At 44.7% G+C, this 14,912-nt stretch carries 13 protein-coding genes and 1 pseudogene; 12 read left to right on the top strand and 2 right to left on the bottom strand.

Annotated features, from left to right (window positions below):
- Positions 1 to 723: 723 nt before the first annotated feature.
- From ACXAFI_RS03575 to ACXAFI_RS03600, 6 genes are all read left to right on the top strand, one after another.
- Positions 724 to 1,251, top strand: a complete 528-nt coding sequence (locus ACXAFI_RS03575; protein ID WP_475107713.1) for a hypothetical protein — start codon at positions 724 to 726, stop codon at positions 1,249 to 1,251.
- 159 nt (positions 1,252 to 1,410) lie between these two features.
- Positions 1,411 to 1,758 carry an RHS repeat domain-containing protein gene (locus ACXAFI_RS03580; RefSeq protein ID WP_475107714.1) on the top strand — a complete coding sequence of 116 codons (348 nt, stop codon included), beginning with the start codon at positions 1,411 to 1,413 and terminating at the stop codon, positions 1,756 to 1,758.
- Between the two features lie 199 nt (positions 1,759 to 1,957).
- Positions 1,958 to 2,230: a hypothetical protein gene (locus ACXAFI_RS03585; RefSeq protein WP_475107715.1), complete on the top strand. Its 273-nt coding sequence runs from the start codon at positions 1,958 to 1,960 to the stop codon at positions 2,228 to 2,230.
- A 915-nt stretch (positions 2,231 to 3,145) separates the two neighbouring features.
- Positions 3,146 to 3,805 carry an RHS repeat domain-containing protein gene (locus ACXAFI_RS03590; RefSeq protein WP_475107716.1) on the top strand — a complete coding sequence of 220 codons (660 nt, stop codon included), beginning with the start codon at positions 3,146 to 3,148 and terminating at the stop codon, positions 3,803 to 3,805.
- A complete protein-coding gene (locus tag ACXAFI_RS03595; RefSeq protein ID WP_475107717.1) occupies positions 3,792 to 4,493 on the top strand; it encodes an ADP-ribosyltransferase domain-containing protein in 702 nt (233 codons plus the stop codon). The genes ACXAFI_RS03590 and ACXAFI_RS03595 overlap by 14 nt, the downstream gene beginning before the upstream one ends.
- Positions 4,490 to 5,620: an ADP-ribosylglycohydrolase family protein gene (locus ACXAFI_RS03600; protein WP_475107718.1), complete on the top strand. Its 1,131-nt coding sequence runs from the start codon at positions 4,490 to 4,492 to the stop codon at positions 5,618 to 5,620. Before ACXAFI_RS03595 ends, ACXAFI_RS03600 begins: the two co-directional genes overlap by 4 nt.
- A 302-nt stretch (positions 5,621 to 5,922) precedes the next feature.
- Here ACXAFI_RS03600 and ACXAFI_RS03605 read toward each other — a convergent pair.
- Positions 5,923 to 6,798 (bottom strand): annotated as a pseudogene (locus tag ACXAFI_RS03605) (IS30 family transposase).
- A 561-nt stretch (positions 6,799 to 7,359) separates the two neighbouring features.
- On the opposite strand from ACXAFI_RS03605, the gene ACXAFI_RS03610 reads away from it, so the two are divergent.
- Complete coding sequence (locus tag ACXAFI_RS03610) at positions 7,360 to 8,274, top strand: zinc metalloprotease (RefSeq protein WP_475107719.1); 915 nt, start codon at positions 7,360 to 7,362, stop codon at positions 8,272 to 8,274.
- Between the two features lie 174 nt (positions 8,275 to 8,448).
- A complete protein-coding gene (locus ACXAFI_RS03615) occupies positions 8,449 to 8,715 on the top strand; it encodes a hypothetical protein (RefSeq protein WP_475107720.1) in 267 nt (88 codons plus the stop codon).
- 71 nt (positions 8,716 to 8,786) lie between these two features.
- On the opposite strand, the gene ACXAFI_RS03620 is transcribed toward ACXAFI_RS03615, so the two are convergent.
- Positions 8,787 to 9,806, bottom strand: coding sequence for a Vgb family protein (locus ACXAFI_RS03620; RefSeq protein WP_475107721.1), 1,020 nt, complete (start codon positions 9,804 to 9,806; stop codon positions 8,787 to 8,789).
- Positions 9,807 to 10,238: 432 nt separating this feature from the next.
- Here ACXAFI_RS03620 and ACXAFI_RS03625 point away from each other — a divergent pair, with 432 nt between their 5' ends.
- The 4 genes from ACXAFI_RS03625 (at position 10,239) to ACXAFI_RS03640 (ending at position 14,909) form a co-directional block, all read left to right on the top strand.
- Positions 10,239 to 11,420, top strand: a complete 1,182-nt coding sequence (locus ACXAFI_RS03625; protein WP_475107722.1) for an MFS transporter — start codon at positions 10,239 to 10,241, stop codon at positions 11,418 to 11,420.
- Between the two features lie 53 nt (positions 11,421 to 11,473).
- A complete protein-coding gene (locus ACXAFI_RS03630; protein ID WP_475107723.1) occupies positions 11,474 to 12,280 on the top strand; it encodes an alpha/beta fold hydrolase in 807 nt (268 codons plus the stop codon).
- A gap of 167 nt (positions 12,281 to 12,447) precedes the next feature.
- A complete protein-coding gene (locus ACXAFI_RS03635) occupies positions 12,448 to 13,809 on the top strand; it encodes a S41 family peptidase (protein WP_475107724.1) in 1,362 nt (453 codons plus the stop codon).
- Positions 13,810 to 14,201: 392 nt separating this feature from the next.
- Positions 14,202 to 14,909: a SapC family protein gene (locus ACXAFI_RS03640; RefSeq protein ID WP_152454604.1), complete on the top strand. Its 708-nt coding sequence runs from the start codon at positions 14,202 to 14,204 to the stop codon at positions 14,907 to 14,909.
- Positions 14,910 to 14,912 lie beyond the last annotated feature (3 nt).

The following is a 14,912-nucleotide window of genomic DNA, read 5'->3' on the forward strand; positions in this document are numbered from 1 at the left end:
AAGAATACGATGCTCAGGATTGCATCCATGCGGTAATCACCCCAGATGGTACTCGCGCCCAATACAGTTACAACTCCCAGGGGTTACTGATCGAAGTTACCGACGCCCAAGGCCACAGTGCCTGCTACGCCTATGATGGTCTCAGCCAGGTTAAGATCCGCACCAACTCGGAAGGCAGCCGCCTGGCATACCACTACGACGGCGAGCGCAATTTAATTAATACATAGGTAAACCACCGCCTCTGGCGGTGAGACTTGATAGGGCTCTGCCGTTCCGGCGTGCAGAATGAAAAATATGGTCTCCATGAACCAGCAAGTTCTATAAAGGAGGCCATATGCGAGATTTGCAGTGCCAAGCTCACGTGAAGCATTATTGCGGGTACCACGTGGTATTTGTGCCTAAGTATCGAAAGAAAGCATTATTTGTATCTGGTTAGCAACTCGGGGGCAAGCTTAAGCAATATGGTTTTACACCTAATAGTGTTGAGGTGATAGCTTGTTGTCGTGAACCAGGGCCTGCAAGGCAGGCCTTGGCAGATACTTTAGGAGTTCCAGTATAGGCAGGCAACGGACGAATGGGTGTCGGCGATGATGGTTCGATTGGGGTTGTAGATGAAAAGGCGACTAAGATATATCTAGAAGAAAACCCAGATAGTGAAGAGGTAATTCTGCTAGAGGGAAGCGATAAATTCACTATGTATAGGCCTGGGGAGGGTGGGTAGCAATGAAAAGCGTAAAGAGCTTAGGGAATAATGATAAATATGAATTGTTGGTTAGGCACGGAGGGTGTGGTTATCCATATACCCAGGAGAATGTGAGAAAAATTTACGATTACTTAGAAGAAAGTCCTTGCGCTGTTCCCTTCCTTGGGATTAGGCATTGCCCTTTTGGATGTGAAGATCTTATTTATGAGTCATACCACACCGATGGGACTTGGGTTTGGCAGAAAGGGTTGTTGCATTACTTTACGCATCATTATATCGAAATGCCTGAACTATTTTTAAATCACATCTTAGGTAGTGAAGTAAGATCCAGTTGCCCGGAAAGTCTAATTTCATCTATAGAATCTTCAATGTTGAGCGGAGGAGTAGAGAAAGGGATAGATGGTACATTCTGGAGAGCTTGGTTCTCCAAGTTCCTAAATAAAGATAAAGTTGAACCTGTTTATTTTGTGAAAGCACCTTATTGTAAAAATTCTCGCCGTAAAGCTCCTCCTGGCTCCTTTTCTGGATGGAGTGATTTTGAGTTGTGATGAGTAGAAGTTAATAAAAAATCTAAAAATCACATACAATTTATCAAAAATAATTGGGGTCAGAGTAAATTATTGACGTTAATTAATCTTTAATCGGGTTTCTGATCACTGGCTACGAATACGATGCTCAGGATTACATCCTTGCGGTAATCACTCCAGATGGTGCCCGCACCCAATACAGCTACAACCCTCAGGGGGTTGCTGGCCGAAGTTACCGACTCCGTAGGTCGCAGTACCAGCTACGCCTATGACGGCCTAAGCCAGGTTAAGACCCGCACCAACCCAGATGGCAGCCGCCCGGAATACCACTACGACGCCCTCGACCACCTCACCCAGGTAGACGGCCCCAACCCCGAATACTTTGTGCACGACCCCGTACACAATATTTTGGCCGCCGCCAACTCGAAAGACGAAGCCAAGAGGCAGGCCAGCGCCACTCAGGTCAAAGGCAACCGTTTAGCCTTTTGGGGAGTTTACTCAACAGGATCCTATTGGACTTTTAGGTGAAGTTAATAATTATCGGTATGCACCAAACCCAACAGGTTGGACCGACCCTCTAGGCCTAAAATGTGAGGAACAAAAAGCACAAATTCATGTCGCTTATCGGCCTAACAAACCAGTTGGGCATATTTATATCGGTATCACTCTGCCAGGGCAGGAAACACAATGGTTTGATTTAGTCATGACAGAGTCTGCAGGAGGTGTTATGGGCCTGATTCGCGGAGGGCAAGATACAATTCTGAGGCATGGCGCAAAAATTTCAAAAAATACCAAAGTTGCGACTAGGGAAGTAGATATTGAACAGGCCAGGGCGGCTCTTTATAAGGCAGATGAAATGAGTTTTCAAGAAACAGCTGGCCCATACAACTTAATCAATAATAGTTGCACCTCTGCTGTATGTGACATATTAAAAGCGGGAGGGGTAAACCCTCCATGGTGGGCAAAAACTCCTTCATTAATTCATAAGTGGTTTCAATAATGGCTTTATGTAGAGAGATTTATAAGCTAAAAGATGATCAGATAGATCTGAGTGTTTTAAAGTCGATTTTTGAGGTTAATACCGGTCTAAATGTGGATCTAGAAATATGCGATAAGGATACTGTTTTTGTTCACTGTAAGAAGTTTAAAAACTCGATAGAGGTTGAGTTTAATTTGTCAAGAAAAGAAGTGTTCATTTACACGTCACCTAAAAAAAAGGGATATTTTGAGTACGCTCTCTTGCACAGTTTGTCTCCTTACTTGCTAAATCATGCCGACGTTCCGGGATATGCAAAAAGAAAATGGGAGGAACTTGGTGTTTTGGATAAAATATTCAAGAAATGATTGTTGGGCTGTTATGCCGGTGGTCATATGATTGTGGATGGGTGGCGCGATGTCATGTTTGGAGTCAAGCTGAATAATAGGGGCAGGATAAAATATTGACGTTTCTTTAACCTTTAATTAGGCTTCTAAATACCGGCTGTGAGTACGATGCAAAGGATTTTATCCATGCGCTAATTACTCCAGATGGTAATAGTTGGGATCAGAGTAAATTATTGGTGTTTAATTAATCTTTAATCAGGTTTCTGATTACTGTCTACGTATACGATGCTCAGGATCGTATCCAGGCGGTAATCTGCGCAGGTGATGCCCGCACCCAATACAGTCTCAATCCCTCGGAGGGTGTTGGCCGACCGGCTTCGATGGCCGCGTTACCCGTTATGCCTACAATCGCACCGGCCAACTGATCAGCTTCAGAGCCGTAACCGACACTGATACTGGTAGGGGTATCGACACCACCTTCGAGCGCGATCCCTTCGGCCGCCTGTTAGAAGAAGTCACTCCAGACGGCATTACTAACTTCCGCTACAACCGCAGTGGGCAGTTAATTGAAGCGGAAAATGCCCATCGTAAATTGCGCTGGGAGTACGATGCCAATGGCCGCGTTGTGGCCGATTGGCAGGGCAAAGACAAACTGAGCCACCAATACGATGCCGCCGGTAATCGTATTGCCACAACATTACCCGATGGTGAAGTACTGAACTTCGCTTTCAACTCCGCCGGCCAATTCCAAAGCCTGCACCGCCGCCCTGTCGGTGGTGACGCTGATCAACTGATCACCAGCATCAACCACGATGAACAGGGTAGGGAAAGCCAGCGCCAGCACGGCAATGGGCTGGAAAGCCAGAGAGACTACGATCCTCAGGGCCGCTTGCAAAAACTGCGCCTGGGCAAGGCCAATGGTCCGGTATCAGATCCGACTCAGCCAAATTCCATCCTGGAGCGCAGCTACCAGTACAACAAAGCTGGCCAGATCGCTCAAATTGAGGACAGCCTGCGCGGCACCCGCAGCTACCACTACGACGCCCTCGACCGCCTCACCCAGGTAGACGGCCCCAACCCCGAATACTTTGTGCACGACCCCGCACACAATATTCTGGCCGCCGCCAACTCGAAAGACGAAGCCAAGAGGCAGACCAGCGCCACTCAGGTCAAAGGCAACCGTTTAGCCTTACGATCCGCAGGTTGGGGAGTTTACTTAGCAGGACCCGATTGGGCTATTGGGTGGGGTTAATAATTATCAGTATGCGCCTAATCCACTGAGATGGGTTGATCCATTTGGGCTTACTGCAAAAAGTGATGATTGCCCCAAGGCTGAAGTAAATGAAATACCAGATGACTTTGATTTTCTTGAAGATTTAAATGTCAATAATGTCGTTGAGCAACATGCAGGTTTCTCTTTTGTCGACAATAGTAATCAGTTACAGGACTCTCTAGAGGGATTACCAGAAAATCTTTATCAGCATGAGTTTTTAGCACTTCGTACTTATACTGGTCCTTACTATAAGCAAATGAATGGGGCACTAAGAGGAAAGTACCCTGAAATAACGGATACGTGGGCTCCTGTTAATAGTGCAGCAAGTAGAGCGCTTGAAAAACTCTCTGCTGATTCCTTAAGGAACTTTGAGGGAATGACTTACCTCGGTGCCCCAATGAAAGAAGAAAAAGTTCATGAACGTTTTCCTGGTGTTGGACAAACATATTCAGATAAAGGGCTTAGTAGCTCAACTTCAGACCCCGATAAAGCTTTTTCTGGAAATGTACAGATGACTATAAAGTCAAAGACTGGTGTAAAGATAGACGATATATCTGCTGTCCCCTCTGAGGATGAGGTTTTGTTCCGCCCAGAAACAGAATTTAAAATAACTAAGAAAGAAAAAGATGAAAATGGTATCTGGCGAATTGAATTGGAAGAAGAATGATGGTTGTTAAAGTGAATATTCCCCCATTGTCCAATAAATTTAATGAGGAAAGTCAAACTAAAAATCAGTGGCTATTAAATTACTTTATCTATCGAGAATCTTCTCGGTCACCAGTTGAGTTATTTAATTTTATTCGGTCAATGGGAAAGAACTCTAGCATTCTAGCTGATCGCTATAGAGGCTCCTTACTGGGTTTGGCTATTGGTGACGCCCTGGGGACAACTTTAGAGTTTAGTGAAAGGCGAGATGAAGAGGATTTAAAAGAGATTGTAGGGGGGGGGCCATTTAATTTGAAACCTGGCCAATGGACTGATGATACAAGTATGGCTCTCTGCTTGGCCTATAGCTTGCTTGATAGAAAATCTTTTGATGCAAAAAACCAAATGGAACTATATGTGGCCTGGTGGAAAGAGGGTCTTTTTAGCTCTACGGGAAATTGCTTTGATATAGGGAACACTACAGTTAGAGCGCTCAGAAAATTTTGTGATACAGGGCTAGAATTTTCTGGATCTAACCACGAAAGATCTGCAGGTAATGGATCTCTGATGAGGTTGGCTCCTGTCCCCCTTTTTTTTGCAAGCATGCCTCAGGATGGCATTCAAATGTCCGGTGAAAGCTCAAGAACTACTCATGGTGCAGTTGAGTGTGTAGATTCATGTCGGTATTTCTCATCTTTAATCCTTGGTGCTCTATATGGTGAAAAAAAAGATGTGCTTTTGAGTGAGATGTATGCACCAGTTGATCGCTATTGGGAGTTTCATCCCCTTTGCTCTAAAGTCAAAAAAGTTGCATGCGGGTCATATAAGGGGAAAGCAAGAGGCGAGATAGTTTCTTCAGGTTATGTAATTGACTCTATGGAAGCTGCCTTATGGGCTTTTTATAATTCTTCAAATTTTGAAGATGGACTCGTTAAAGCTGTAAATCTTGGTGGAGATAGCGATACCGTAGGTGCAATATATGGCCAACTAGCTGGTGCTTTTTATGGAGAGTCAAAAATTCCTTTTCACTTTATAAAAAAGTTATCTAAGCCTCACCTTTTTTATTATTTTGCAGATGAATTGGTTGCCTATTATGCAGGGAGGCCGTTTTATGAGGAATGTGATATTGTTAATTTAAAAGGAGTCTAACTCTATGGATAGGTAGGTATTAGCATATAGAGCTTCATATAAGATAAGTGACAACCTGGAAGATGGAGATTTTTTAAATCCTTCTTTAAGGGGGGGTAGATTTAGAGGCGGCTTTTGATATTTATGATAACTCAACTGCTTTTTTGTTATAATAATCGAATTATTCGGTTGAGTTGTCTCGATACACTAGAGCATGCAAAAAGAAAATGGATGGAACCAGGTGTTATTGATAAAGTATTCAGAAAGTGAAACACGAGGTACGATTCTAATGATCTTGGTTTCAACTATTAAGTGCAATCCTTTTATAACGCAAGCAGATCATCTTGCAGCCCCATAAATAACTCATTCGGTGACCTCCCACCCAGACTCGCTCTTGGTCTACTATTCAGGCGATCCATTACAAATTGAACCTGCTCATTTGTTACTTTATTGAAGTTGGTATCCTTTGGGAAATACTGTCGAATGAGACCGTTTGTATTTTCATTAATACCCTTCTCCCAAGATGAATATGGGTGAGCAAAATAAATATTAGCTCCTAAGCCTTCTGCAATTGTTTCATGACCAGAAAATTCAAGACCATTATCGAAGGTAATTGTTCTGATTTTATCTTTGAAGCTCACCATGTGACTAACCGCTGCTTCAGCCAATAAGTCTGATCGTTTACCCGTTAATCTGACAATAACAGTAAATAACGTCTTGCGTTCAACCATGGTCAGCAAAGCTCCACCACGTCCCTTGCCTATTATGGTATCACCTTCCCAGTCACCTATCCGATTCATCCGATCAATAACCGCTGGCCGTTCATCTATGCTCACTTTGTTTTTAATCTTTCCGCGTTTCTGTATCGCTTATGATAGCGTTTGATGCAATCTTAAGGTGTTTATATAAGTCTCCATCATTTGCCTGATCTAAATAAATTAGTTGATAGATCGTCTTATGATGTAACGATACAGCTGTAAGTCTCTTTAAATAGCTTTCAGTTTTCTGGTGTCTCAGTTCTGCAAGCTTATGTGCTTGCCCTGGGCGATATCTTTGCAAGCCTATATTGCGTTATAGCTCTCGGCTGATCGTCGAGGGATGTCTCTCTAACACTTTTGCTATTGCTTTCTAAGAGTGTTCGGCTTTCTTAGGCTGTAAACCTTGTATCGTTCGTTCTCGCTCAGTTGGTAGTAGCTCATTAGAGTCTTCCTCTTGGTCATGAGAGGTGCCGACTCTACTAGCTGAGGCCTTCTTTACTAATTGCACTTATTATCCGAAACCAAGAAATCTTAAAGTGCCATGTTTATTTTTATCTAAGTTAAATAACCAAAATTTTCGCCTTTCGAATTTTGGTCGTGTGAAGATAGGGTTGGTTAGGTTTTTATGTTATTTGCTAGGTGGATAGTTCGGGTTTTTGTCAATCGTCTTTTTATTTTATTTCTGTAATGGTGCCTGCTCATTACGAGATGTATGGCTTCACATGCTTTCATATGTAACTATCTTTCACATATGTATATGTTTTCATGTGAAACTATTTTTCCTGTCTTTATTGTGTTTCTGCTGTAGTGGCTTCATTTTAATGATTGCTTAATCCTAATACTTTTCATGCCATTTGGTTGAGCTTACTGCCTCATTAAAGAAACCGATGTCATTATCCTGGTTTTGTGAGTTGGTACTATTGACAGTAGTTGGTTTAAGCATAGAAAGTTGACGGGCTGTTTGGGGTACCTAATTTCAATAATAAATTTAAGGTCCAGGTTATGAGTAAGACTGCTCTCTCAGTTTCAATGAAAACTGTATTGTCTCTTTGTCTGTTAACTTCATCCTCTATTGGTCTCGCTGAAAATATTTCAGACATTGAGCGTAGTAATGGCAAAGCAAAATATAAGCACTGTGGTACTCAGCATCCATCTATTCAGGAGGCTGCGCTGAAAGAGCAGCATTTTACTGCTTTGCGGCAGAAATCAGCTGTTGCTGATGGAGGCCATACATTACGACCGAATGGCTCCGTTAGTATTGATGTGTACTTCCATGTAATTACTGATTCTTCCAATAATGGATCCCTTCCCAGCAATGTTATCAATGCACAAATGGATGTGCTGAATAATGCATATGCAAACACCCCCTTTACTTTTAATCTAGTTTCTACCTCGGTAACAGCTAACAATTCTTGGTATAACGTGGGTTATGGTTCCTCCGCAGAGAGTAATATGAAAAATGCTTTGCGCGTTGGTGATGCTGGGGATTTAAATGTTTATGTAGCTGAAATTAGTGACGGTTTATTGGGGTGGGCAACTTTTCCAAGCAGCTATGCCTCTGATCCCTTCGATGATGGGGTGGTGATTTTAACTGGATCGGTGCCTGGTGGTGATGCGGCCCCTTACAATGAAGGTGATACTTTGACTCATGAAGTTGGTCACTGGTTGGGTCTTTATCATACTTTCCAAGGGGGATGTGGAGGCAGGGGAGACTATGTTTCAGATACTCCCGCAGAAAGATCTGCCGCCTATGGCTGTCCGATAGGGCGGGATTCCTGTACACGGGGAAGAAATGCTGATGGGCTAGACCCGGTGACAAACTTCATGGATTATACCGACGATAGCTGCATGTATGAGTTCACTGAAGGGCAGGCTACACGAGCAGACCAGCAAAGCGCGACTTATCGCGGGCTGTAGGGGGTAATCGGGGGGATCTCCCCCCCCGATATATTTTATCTTATGCGAAACATTCGATTTTTCTTAATTCTTTATGCTCTGTGTTTACTGAGTATCGGTACTGAGGCTCAGCGGCTTGCCGTACCGGATTACGTTACTTGTGATAGGAATAAGCTAACCTCTTGGCAAGGGAAGGTGTCTAAATTAAAGCTGGTAAATGGTAGCTTTGAGTTGTGGATGGAAACTGATTACGGCACCAGTGAGCATCTAAAACTCTCTATGTCTGGTTGGAGTGAGCTGCTAGAACAGTTTCGCCTTGTGGGAAACGTATTTAAGCCGAGTGATTGGCAAAAAGTCTCTGCCCCAGAGAGTGGTCTTCGCCCTGGGGTCCGAGCCGTGATTTGGTTGTGTGAAGATAAATCATATCCCCCTGTGATCAATTGGCAACCTCCTTACAATTAGGGCCCTATGCTTGTATTAAATAGGGTTGGGCTCTTTACTTTTAGGTATTTTCCATGTGTTTCTTTGAGGGTTTAGCTCTTAGGTATGCCTTGATCTAGATATCCTGTATCAACTCCAAACCAGAAACTTCCATCTTTGTTATTAAAATACATGTAGCGGATATTGCCACCGCTTGGCACTGCGGTTTGGCTGGTAAATTTCTCGGTTTTGGTATCAAAGGCAAAGATAATATTCGGCGTAGCTCCAGTGTCCGCTATCCAGAGCTGGCCTTTATCGTCCAGTGCAGTGCCGTAAGGTCGAGGGTTTTCAGAGGGAACTTTCCACTCCTTGAATTTTTTTGTACTGGGAATATATCGACCGATATAACCCTCTGGGTAATCCACATACCATATATTGCCAGATTGATCGATTTCCAACCTGCGCGGGCGGGCTTTTGAGCGTGGAAGAGAAACTTCTGTTACCGCCATGGTTTTGGGGTCTACCCAGGCAAGCTTGTTGGTGCCAAATAAGGCTACCCAGGGGCGATCTTGTTGGTCTACCTTAATGCCATAGGGGCGCGCATTACTGGTTTGTGGCGTGGCGATCTGTACACGACCGGTGGATACATTCAATAAGCCAATCCGATTACTCTGTTGGGCGGTAAACCAGATATTCCCCTCCTGGTTAAAGACCAGTGTATGTGGATCATTAACCCCTTCAGGCATAGCATACTGATGAATTTTGCCGTCCTCTGGATTCATCCGGCCAATATGTGCGCTGCGGTTACCGGCGTACCAGATCTGATCTTGGTTATCCACAATCAAGTTGTGTGGGTGAGTCCCTTCGGGTACCTCAAATTGCTTGAATTCTTTATTAGTCGGATTAAATCGACCAATATAGTTGCCTGCCTGTCCACAGAACCAGACTTGTTGTTGGTTATCCACATGCGGGTCCCTTGGTAACCCCTCCCAAGGCACTTTCCATTCCTTTAAGGTGAGGCGATCCGGCAGGGCATTGGCCTGGGGAGAGGCATAGGAGACTGTGGATAACGCATAAAGGATAGAGATGGCAATTTGAAGCAATAAGCTGGAAATTTTAGTGAATATATTCATTTAGCAGCTCCGTTGACTAAGCGCCTCTAAAGGACAAAGACTTGCTACCGTGGTTGATATCGAGAGTATGGCTGATAGAGGTTGTTCATAGCTTAGATGATTAATGGTGTCTCATAAGAAAAAAGATATTGGGAGTTATGCAGGGGTTTTCCAAAGAGCTCTTGAGTCTAGTTTTCACGTGTGGCCAGCAACATCATTTAGTATTTTTATACCCGGTATGGTTTTATACTCTATTGCCTGTATATAATGAATGAGCGCATGGCCCCTAAGGCACGTGGTTGAAAGATTCTACTTTTCAATGGCCAGGATCTATAAACTATATGCATCCCAAATGAAGAGTACTATTTCCTTCCTCATTCTAAGTAATTCGGCTCAATTTACACGTCTGTAACCTATAGCGTATATTGCAACCCCTAATGTAGGAGTCTCGCTATGTTACAACGTCTCCGCCGGCCAGAAATATTATTGTTGCTCTTGGCTGCTTCAATGCCCCTTTCTTTCTCCGTATGGAATACTCTGCTCAATAATTTTGTAATTACTAAGGCCTCCTTTACTGGAGCTGATATTGGTCTGTTGCAAAGCGTGCGGGAAATACCGGGCTTCCTCGCTTTCACGGTAATCTTTGTATTGTTACTCATCCGTGAGCAGCGGTTGGCGCTTCTTTCGCTCATTGCGACGGGAGTGGGAGTCATGCTGACAGGATTTTTCCCTTCACTTACAGGGCTGTTACTGACAACCCTATTGATGTCCATTGGGTTTCACTTCTATGAAACTTTGCAGACTTCATTAGCCCTGCAGTGGTTTCCCAAACAGACCTCGGCAATTTGGATGGGGCGTATGGCTGCGGCGGGTTCCTTTGCCGCGTTGCTGGCCTATGGCTTGGTTTGGTGCTTAATGAATTTGGCTGGATTGGATTATTCTTGGGTTTACCTGATTGGAGGTGGTACTACAGTCTTGGTTGCTTTGGTAGCTTGGATACTCTTTCCTCAGTTTCCCCAGCCTCACAGCCAGCGAAAGCAGCTGATAGTGCGGAAACGTTATTGGCTTTACTACGTTCTGACAATGATGAGTGGCGCGCGCCGGCAAATCTTTATTGTCTTCGCTGGTTTTTTGATGGTGGAAAAATTTGGTTACAGTGTGGGCGAAATAGCTGCCCTCTATGCAGTGAATCACCTGCTTAACTTATATATTGCACCAAAAGTAGGCCAATTTATTGTCCGTTTTGGAGAGCGCCGTATTCTTACTTTGGAATATCTCGGCTTAATACTGGTTTTCGCTGGCTATGCACTGGTGGAGAGTGCGGCGATGGCTGCAGCACTCTATATTATTGATCACCTGTTCTTTTCTATGGCAATAGCGATCAAGACTTATTTCCAAAAGATCGTGGATGAACGTGATATAGCTGCATCCGCTGGAGTCAGCTTTACCATTAATCATATCGCTGCGGTTGTTATACCGGTTCTGTTCGGTCTGCTATGGCTCACCTCTCCGGCCATGGTGTTCTTTGCAGGATCTTTGATGGCTTTGGTTTCGCTGGGGTTGGCGCAGTTGGTGCCTGAGCAACCTGGACCCGGCAACGAAGCGCGTTTGGGGCAGAGAGTAGCTGCAACATAGCGGCACCCTGCTATTTTGGCTCCCGATTCTTTGGTCGTTATTAGAGGTTGTATATGCGTCTAGTCCTGCTATTCATAATGTTTGCTCTTCCCCTGGGTGTTTTTGCGGTACCAGAAAAAATTTCTGTTGGTGAATACCGTATTGAATACGAGATCAAGGGGGCTGGCGAGGCTACTTTATTTCTAGAAGCGGGTGGTTCGGCTGGTATGTCTGATTGGAATCCAATCTATGATAAGCTGGCGGAGCACGCAAGAGTCATACGTTACTCTCGTGTTGGTAATGGCAATTCCACAGCTATTAGGAAGCATTTTAGCTCTGAGGATTATGCCCAAGGGGTTAAGACTTTACTGGAAGCTCTGGGCGTTAAAGGTAAGGTTATCTATATTGCACATTCCTATGGTGCAAATGTTGCTCGAACTTTTGCTGCGCAGTATCCAGAGAAATTGGCTGCCTTGATGTTGGTTGAGCCCTCTTCTGAGCACGATGTAGATATTATGCGTGCTCTGGATTTGGAGCTGGCTGAGAAGCAGATTGCTCAGGTAAAACTGGATGATATGAAGAATGGCATGTCGAATCAGTACTTGGATTTTTGGTCCAAGCGTCCCTTGCCAGATTACCCGCAAATTCCCGATATCCCCGTTACTGTGATTGCTTCAATCAAGAAGTATGACGACCCTCAGCTACTCTTTTTTACTGATGAGGCTCGAAATATGTGGGGCGAATTACACTCAAACTGGGCCCATGCATTTCCACAGGGGCGGGTGGTGCTGACAGAAAAGAGTTATCACTACCCTCAAAATGATGAGCCGGATATGGTGGTAAACGAAGTTCTAGCACTTATTTCCAGGGCTTCCAAATAGGAGGGGCTATTAGATGGAAAATACAGCCATATTATATTTTCATAGTCGACAAATTGCAGGTTTTTAACGGTAGCCGGTATTTACCATCTATCCCCAAGTCCTAAAATATAAATCCTTTTATTTATCGAGCTTTTGCTGTGCTTAAAAAAATTGTTTTGGCGTTTTCTATGGCTGCTTTCTCTGCTGGTATTGTTTGTGCAGAGGATACCAATAAAGTTCAAGATAATTTATCTGATGCAGATAAACTATTTGGGCTTTCTCTCTATTGGAAGGAGGTTAGCTATAACTTCGCTTTCTTCGACCAGGTTCCCGAGTTGGACTTCGATGCTAAGTATCGGGAATTTATTCCACGGGTTTTAGCAACACAAAACACCTATGAATATTACCGCGAATTGAAGCGCCTCAATGCCTTCCTGCAGGATGGTCATACCAATATTTATTATCCAAAGGGTATGTCCTCCAGCTATATAGACTGGCCAGCTATTCGCTTAACTGAGGCCGGGGGTAAGGCAGTGATCACAGGAGTTGAAAAGGGGCTGGAGTCACAAATTCCACCTGGCTCAATTATCGTCGCGATCGATGGGCAGTCCGTGGAAGCTCATTTAAAAGAGCAGGTGATGCCATATATTGCCAGCTCTACTCAGCCTATTCTCTGGGATACTGCGGTTCGGGATGCTCTTGATGGAAAGCCGGGCAGCATGGCCCAATTCACTATTCAAACTCCAAATGGGGCAACCAAGAGTATCCAGGTTAAGCGGGATGCACGGGGTAGGGAGATCGAATATGCCTCAATCAAACAGCCCGCCTCCAATGGTGAGCTGTTTGAGTTCAAATGGCTGGAGAATGATATTGGTTATGTAGCGCTAAATGGTTTTCATGATGAAGCGATTGTTGCGCAGTTTAAATCTCACTACGAGGAGATTACTAAGTCTAAAGGGTTGATTATTGATCTGCGCTTTAATAGTGGAGGTAACTCTGCTTTTGCCGGAGAGATAATCTCTTATTTGGCTGATCGGGATTTACCCGGCTCTGTTTGGAAAACTCCCAAACATATTGCGGCTTATAAAGCTTGGGGATCATTTGCCAATCAGTTCGAGCAATTTGAGAAGTATCGCCCCTATGCCGAGGGTGCTTCATGGGAATTTAGTGAGGAGTCCGGGGATATAGTTGAGCCCAAATTGGATAGCAACCACATAGTGCCAACCTATGTGTTGATCGGTCGAAATACCGTTTCAGCCGCTGAAGATTTCTTGGTGTATGCAGATTCTCTCGAACATTTCACTACTGTAGGTGAGCCCACTTTTGGCAGTACGGGAGAACCTATGTTCGTAGACCTTCCTGGAGGTGGTACCTTCAGAGTCTGTACCAAGCGGGATACTTACCCTGATGGGCGGGAGTTTGTTGGCTACGGTATCCAGCCAGATATACTTGTAGAGCGCACACTGGATACTGTGCGATCAGGTGAGGACCAAGTGCTGGAAAGGGCTTTCGCTGACTTAAAAAGCTCGATCGCTGGCTCAGCTCTCTGACTGCGTATTTATTGAACAGTTCTGACCTGCCTATGGGTTGCTTTTTAGCTGTAGGGCAGGCTGGGCTGCTTAGCTATTTGAGGCACCTTAAATAATTGTGCACCGATGGTTTCCTTCGCTGGTCAGGGCTGTTATTCCCTATTCCCCCTACTGTGTGCTGAAACCCTAGTCTCAGCAGGGAGAGGCATGTCGGTGAAAATTTGTCTTTAGATAAATTACCACTGGCCGAGATTGCCTGTTGGGCCGCTTCGCTGTTTAATGCTGGCTTTGGTTTCCGGCGACTATTCGACGGCTAGAGGAAAGCGCTTGTCATCGTTTATAAGCCAATTAAGTGGTACGTTAGGGTATCTCTGAAAATTAAGTAACTATAAAAGTAGCTAGGAGTTGTACTTATGGCACAGATCAAAGCTTTGGATAAAAAGGCACATGCCAACCTGAAACTCACCCAGGACATCACTTTTGACCATGTGAGCAGCAATCATATTTTGCCGCTGGTGGTTCAGGAGATTGTTCAAGCGGCCCAGAGCTATCCGATCCTGTTCGTAAAAGACCAGAACACCGATCAGTTCAAAGTGGTTGCCCTCACTGGCCTGCGTCCCGGTGAAAACCTGTTCTCCGGCGCTGACGGCTGGAACGGCAGCTACATTCCTCTGCAGGTTCGCACCTACCCATTCGTACTGGTGAAGAACCCAGAGAATACCGATCAGGCGGTACTGTGTATTGATGAAGACTCCAAGATGCTGAGTGAAGCCGAAGGTGAGGCCCTGTTCGACGGTGAAGGTGAGCAGACCGACTACCTGAAGAACCGTGCCCAGGCGGTGGTGGAAACTGCCCAGCGTGTGTCTGTTACCGAGTCTTTTATCGAGTTCCTGGTATCCAAGGATCTGCTGACCCAGAAGAAGCTGACTCTGCGTATTAACGAAGAGGATAAGCCCTACGACCTGACCGGTTTCTACGTGATTGACGAAGAGAAGCTGAACAATTTGTCTGATGAAGACTTCCTGGAGCTGCGTAAGCGCGGTGCTCTGCCGGCGATTTACGCTTCCATGATGTCCTCCATGCAGGTTCAAAATCTGATTCGCAAAAAGCGCCTGAACTGATCC

The sequence above is a fragment of the Microbulbifer sp. ABH2_005 genome (assembly GCF_056160005.1).